Below are 5,344 nucleotides of genomic sequence, written 5' to 3'. Positions count from 1 at the left end.
AGCAGCTCAGCCAGGGCGAGCGGGAAGCCATCGCCGAGCAGTCGATCAACAGCTTTTTTCTCTCCTGCCTCGAATCGATCATCCAACCGGTTGACGCCTGCTTGATCAGCGCTGAGGGGGAGGGGCTCGACGAACTATTGCGGCTGCATCGCCAGGGCCAGGGGGTGATCGTGGGATCGCTGCACCTGGGTTGCTGGGATCTGGGGCTGCGCTGGCTGAGCGAACAGCTGGACACCCCATCTGTCGTGTACCGCCCCGCCCGCAACCCATACAGCGACGAGCTGCTCAACCGGGCCCGCCAGGCCAACAGCTACTGCAACTGGATTCCCCAGGCCGATGCCAGGTCAATGTTTCGCTGCCTACACCGCGGCGGCAGCCTCGTGGTGATGACCGACCTTTACAGCCGCAACAGCGAAGTGCAGGTCGACTTCCTCGGCCTGAGCACCAACTTCGTCAAAGGGCCTGCGGCCCTTTCGCAGAAATCGGGTTGCCCCCTGTTTCCCGTGGCCCAGGTGCGGGAAGCCAACGGCCACTTTCGGCTGATCTTTGGCGCACCGCTATGGCCCGGCCAGGGTGCCGCTGCCCTGAGCGACCAGCTTGCCGCCGTAGCCCGCTGGCACGAACCCCTGATCCAGGCCTCTCCGAAGCAGTACTACTGGATCAACCGGCGCTGGCGAACGGGCGATGGCAGCGGTGAGCGGCTGCGGCCCATCGGCCCACCCGGGCGCTGATCGATGGCCAGCGGCCGCAGCCACGACCGAGCCACCTGGCTCCTGAGCCTCCCCTTTGGGCTGCTGTGGTGGCCCTGGCTGGGGTTAGCGGGGGTGAGCGTGGCCGGCCTGAGCTTTCTGCTAGGTGGCCTGCTGCTCTCCCCCGACCTCGACACCCGCTCCAACCCCACCCGCCGCTGGGGACCGTTGCGGCTGCTCTGGTGGCCCTACCGCAACCTGCTGCGCCATCGCTCCCTGATCTCCCACAGTCCCCTGCTGGGCACCAGCGGGCGCCTGGCCTACCTGGCGGCGCTGCTGCTGGTGAGCTGCCTGCTGCTGCAACCCCTCGGTGGGCCAGCACCCCAGCAGCTCCTGGCCACCGCCCAGGCGCTCTGGCAGGGCGAGCGTCCGCTGCTGCTGGCCGCCCTGGTGGGCCTGGAGGCCAGCAGCTGGCTGCACCTGATCCAAGATGGCGACCCGATGCCGCGCCTGCCCCGCCTGCTGCGCCGCCGCCGCCGCCGATGAACCCCCAAACCCAGACCCCAGCCCCCCTTGAGGCCCTAGCTGAGCTGATCGCCGTGGTGGCTCGCCTGCGCGACCCCGAGGGCGGCTGCCCCTGGGATCTGGCGCAAACCCACGCCTCCCTGGTGCCCTACGTGCTGGAGGAGGCCCACGAGGTGGCCGATGCGATCCGCTCGGGCGACGATCACCACCTGGCGGAGGAACTGGGCGATCTGCTGCTGCAGGTGGTGCTCCACGCCCAGATCGCCAGCGAGGCAGGCAGCTTTGATCTGGCCCAGATCGCTGCAGGCATCAGCGCCAAGCTGGTGCGACGCCATCCCCATGTGTTTGGTGGTGGCGAGCCGGCCAGCTGGGAGGAGATCAAGGCCGCAGAAAAACCCCAACCCGCCTCCACCAGCCCGCTCAGCGATCGGCTGGCCGGCAAGGTGCGCGGCCAGCCAGCCCTAGCCGGTGCCATGACGATCTCCAAGCAAGCCGCCGCGGCCGGCTTCGAGTGGGATGACATGGCAGGGGTGTGGGCGAAGGTGCACGAGGAGCTCGAGGAGCTCAAGGAAGCTGTGGCCTCCGGGGATCGCCGCCATGCCCAGGAAGAGCTGGGCGACGTGCTGTTCACCCTGGTGAACGTGGCGCGCTGGTGCGGCATCGAACCGGAAGCCGGCCTGGCGGGCACCAACAGCCGCTTCCTCGATCGTTTCTCCCGGGTGGAAGCAGCCCTGGATGGCGACCTAAAGGGCCGCAGCATCGGCGAGCTCGAAGGCCTCTGGCAACAGGCCAAAGCCGAGATACGCGCTGAAAACACGCCAACGCCAGGCTGCTAAGCCCTGAGCGCAACAGCCTCGCAAGTTCCGTACAACCTGTACAGATTTAGGGACACCCAGCCAACACCTCAGTCCTCCGGCAGCTGAGTACGGGCCCCCCGCTGCCCCTTGATCGCACCACGCTGCTTCTTGGCCGCCAGACGCCGCTGCACTGAACCACGGGTGGGCCGAGTCGCCCGACGCGGTGGTGGTGGCGGCTTGATCGCCTCCTGCAGCAGCTCCACTAGGCGCCGCTGGGCCGCCACCCGGTTTTGCCATTGGGAGCGGTGCTCACTGGCCGCAATCACCACACAACCTTCCACCAGCTTTCCCTCCAGTCGCCCCAGGGCCCGGGCCTTGATCGTGGGCGGCAGCGCCGCAGAGGCCGCCAGATCAAACACCAGCTCCACCCGTGAATCGGTGGTGTTCACGTTTTGGCCGCCGGGGCCGGAGGAGCGAGAAAAACGCCAGGCCAGCTCGGCGGCGCCGATCACCAGCGCTGGGGTCAGCCGCAGATCCGCCGTGGGTCGCAGGGGAGCCATGGATTCAGGGCAGCCAGGAAATCAGGGGAGCCAGGAAATGAGCCTGTCACGGCCAACACACCGGCGATGCGCAAGGCTGGAGACTGCGAAATTTTGGCAATGGGCTGGATCGACGAGGTCTTCGACGGCGTGCGCTACGGCCTGGAGGGCACGGTGGTCGCCGAACAGGATTCAGCCTTCCAGAAGGTGACGATCATCGACAGCCAGCGCTACGGCAAGGGCCTGCTGCTCGATGGCTGCTGGATGACTGCCGAGCGCCAGGAGCGGCACTACCACGAGGCGATCGTGCATCCGGCACTTTGCAGCGCGGCGAGCATCGAGCGGGTGCTGGTGATCGGCGGCGGCGATGGTGGCACCGCCCGCGAGTGCCTGCGCCACGCCGGCGTGCAGCACCTCGACCTGGTGGAGATCGACGGCCTGGTGGTGGAGTGGAGCCAGCAGTACCTGCCCAGCATCGGCGGCGGCTGCTGGATTGACCCCCGCTTCCACCTCACCGTTGGCGACGGCATCGCCTGGGCCGCCAATGCCCCTGAAGCCAGCTACGACGTGGTGATCGTGGATGGCTCAGACCCCGCCGGCCCGGCCGAGGGCCTGTTCAACCGCGCCTTCTTCGAGCACTGCCGCCGCATCCTGCGGCCCGGCGGCGTGTTCGCCACCCAGAGCGAATCACCCGAGGCCTTCCGCCAGGTGCATATCGACACGGTGAAGCTGATCCGTGAGGTGTTCGGCCACGCCGATCCGCTGTATGGCTGGGTGCCCATGTATCCCAGCGGCTGGTGGAGCTGGACGTTCGCCGCCACAGACGGCCGTCGCTATTTGCAGCCGGATCCCGCCCGCGCCGCGGCCGTCGACTGTGGCTGTGAGATCTGGTCCCCCCGCTGGCAGCGCGGCGCCTTTGATGCTGTGCCCGCCGCCATCGAGCGGGAGCTGGGCTGATGTTTGAAACGGATCTCTTTGACCAAGACGGCGCCATTTACATGGGCAGCCAGCGCGACCCCGCCGGCTGCCGGGTGGGTCTGTTCGGCGTGCCCTACGACGGCACCACCTCCTTCCGCCCCGGCACCCGCTTCGGGCCGGCGGCAATCCGCGAGGTGAGCAGCGGCCTGGAGAGCTACTGCCCCCAGCTCGATCGCGACTTGGAGGAGCTGGCCATCGCCGACCTCGGCGCGGTGGAGATCCCCTTCGGCGCCCCCGAGCCGGTGGTGGCGGCCGTGAAGGCCGCCACCGAAGCCGTTCTGGCCCTGGGGCTGAAGCCCCTGATGCTGGGTGGCGAGCACTCGATCAGCTCCGGCGCAGTGGCGGCCGTGGCGGCCCGGCACCCCGATCTGGTGCTGGTGCAGCTCGATGCCCACGCCGACCTGCGCCAGGAATGGCTCGGCGCCCACCACAGCCATGCCTGCGCCATGCGCCGCTGCCTGGAGGTGCTGCCCAGCCAGCAGCTGCTGCAGATCGCCATCCGCAGCGGCACCCGCGAAGAATTCAGCGAGTTGAGGAGCAGCGGCCGCCTGGTGGCCATTGAGCGGATGGCCGAAAGCCTGAAACCCCTGCGCGGCAAGCCCCTCTATCTCACAGTGGATCTGGATTGGTTTGATCCAGCGGTGATGGCCGGCACCGGCACCCCGGAGCCCGGCGGCTTCCTCTGGCGGGATTTCGCAGCCCTAGTGGAGGAGCTGCGCCACCACAACCTGGTGGCCGCCGATGTGGTGGAGCTGGCGCCGATGCTGGATGCCACCGGCGTGAGCAGCGTGCTGGCCGCCAAGGTGGTGCGCAGCCTGCTGTTTCTGCTCGACCGTTAATGCCGAAAGCCGATCAGTAGCAGCAGGTGCCGCTGGTGCGCTGCTCACGCAGGCGCTCGTGCTGCTGGCTGATCAGCAACACCGCCAGAGTCGGGTGGTTGTGCAGCAGGTTGAGGAAGCGCAGGCGATCGAGCCGCAGGATCTCAACAGGGGTACGGGCCACGGCTTCGTTGCGATAAATGCCGTCGCGCCAAAGGATGTCTTGATAGCTAAACAGCTCTCCGGGGCGATAGCAAAGCCTCTCGCCGCTCTCGCCTATCACTTCAATGATGCCGCGGCGCATCCCATAAATCGAGTCGGCCCGGGAGCCCCTGGAAAACACCTTGGAGCCGGTGGGCAGGGTGAGAACTTCGCAATCCACTTGAGCCGCCAGCAGCTCCAGCGAAGTCGTGATCGTTACCGAAGCAACCATGCTCCTCCACCCCCTAATCGAAACCACATGCCCTTAATAGAGCTATACCGCCCCGGGCGCCTAGCTATGGCGAGCACAAAAGCCAAATAGGCCCCAAAACCGGGACAAATTACGGATTTGCTTTAGCTTTTGCCAAAGGCTGATTCAAGGCTGAGCTGCTGGTTCGGCTGGGCTGGTGCTGGTGTCCCCCCAGCTGCTGGCGCCGCATTAATCGCAGGCAGCCGCGGCGGCCGGGCCGTCCAGTGGTGGCACCACAGCTCCAGCGCCAATTCGGGATGGATCGGCAACTGGCGCAGCTGACACCAGCCGAATTCAGCGCCACTGGGTGGGGCGCAATGGCGGCAGCTGCGGCAGCAAGGGCGCTGACCCATCCAAGGGAGAGATCTGGTCTCTTAAGTTATGGACGTTTGGTCAAAGTGGTATCGAATACAGCGAATCTTCCAGGTTCCTTATTGATTCCGCAGGCCTGCATAGGATCCGGCCATGGGTTTAATCCGCACCCCTCTGTTTGAAGCCGCCCAAACCGCGGGTGGCCGGATGGTGCCCTTTGCCGGCTGGGAGATGG

The 5,344-nt window shown here is 66.8% G+C and carries 8 protein-coding genes; 5 read left to right on the top strand and 3 right to left on the bottom strand.

Annotated features, from left to right (window positions below; all coding sequences use genetic code 11):
- The 3 genes from KBZ07_RS15700 to mazG form a co-directional block, all read left to right on the top strand.
- The coding region (locus tag KBZ07_RS15700; protein ID WP_254932486.1) for a lysophospholipid acyltransferase family protein at nt 1–731 on the top strand (731 nt) is incomplete at its 5' end.
- 3 nt (nt 732–734) lie between these two features.
- Nucleotides 735–1,235, top strand: a complete 501-nt coding sequence (locus KBZ07_RS15695) for a DUF2227 family putative metal-binding protein (RefSeq protein WP_106502659.1) — start codon at nt 735–737, stop codon at nt 1,233–1,235.
- Nucleotides 1,232–2,050, top strand: coding sequence for a nucleoside triphosphate pyrophosphohydrolase (gene mazG, locus KBZ07_RS15690; RefSeq protein ID WP_254932485.1), 819 nt, complete (start codon nt 1,232–1,234; stop codon nt 2,048–2,050). Before KBZ07_RS15695 ends, mazG begins: the two co-directional genes overlap by 4 nt.
- Before the next feature lie 68 nt (nt 2,051–2,118).
- Here the strand turns inward: mazG and arfB are convergent, their stop codons facing one another.
- Nucleotides 2,119–2,571, bottom strand: a complete 453-nt coding sequence (gene arfB, locus KBZ07_RS15685) for an alternative ribosome rescue aminoacyl-tRNA hydrolase ArfB (RefSeq protein ID WP_254932484.1) — start codon at nt 2,569–2,571, stop codon at nt 2,119–2,121.
- A gap of 66 nt (nt 2,572–2,637) precedes the next feature.
- On the opposite strand from arfB, the gene speE reads away from it, so the two are divergent.
- Nucleotides 2,638–3,507, top strand: a complete 870-nt coding sequence (speE, locus tag KBZ07_RS15680) for a polyamine aminopropyltransferase (RefSeq protein ID WP_254932483.1) — start codon at nt 2,638–2,640, stop codon at nt 3,505–3,507.
- On the top strand, nt 3,507–4,367 hold the full coding sequence (speB, locus tag KBZ07_RS15675) for an agmatinase (protein WP_254932482.1): 861 nt from the start codon (nt 3,507–3,509) through the stop codon (nt 4,365–4,367). The genes speE and speB overlap by 1 nt, the downstream gene beginning before the upstream one ends.
- Before the next feature lie 13 nt (nt 4,368–4,380).
- Here the strand turns inward: speB and KBZ07_RS15670 are convergent, their stop codons facing one another.
- The gene (locus KBZ07_RS15670) at nt 4,381–4,779 is read right to left on the bottom strand and encodes a Crp/Fnr family transcriptional regulator (RefSeq protein WP_254932481.1); all 399 of its coding nucleotides are present in this window, start codon (nt 4,777–4,779) and stop codon (nt 4,381–4,383) included.
- Between the two features lie 122 nt (nt 4,780–4,901).
- On the bottom strand, nt 4,902–5,150 hold the full coding sequence (locus KBZ07_RS15665; protein ID WP_254932480.1) for a hypothetical protein: 249 nt from the start codon (nt 5,148–5,150) through the stop codon (nt 4,902–4,904).
- Nucleotides 5,151–5,344: the final 194 nt, after the last annotated feature.

It is taken from the genome of Cyanobium sp. BA20m-14 (assembly GCF_024346295.1).
Note: the sequence above shows the minus strand (reverse complement) of the source record. Positions and strands in the feature narration are given on the sequence as shown.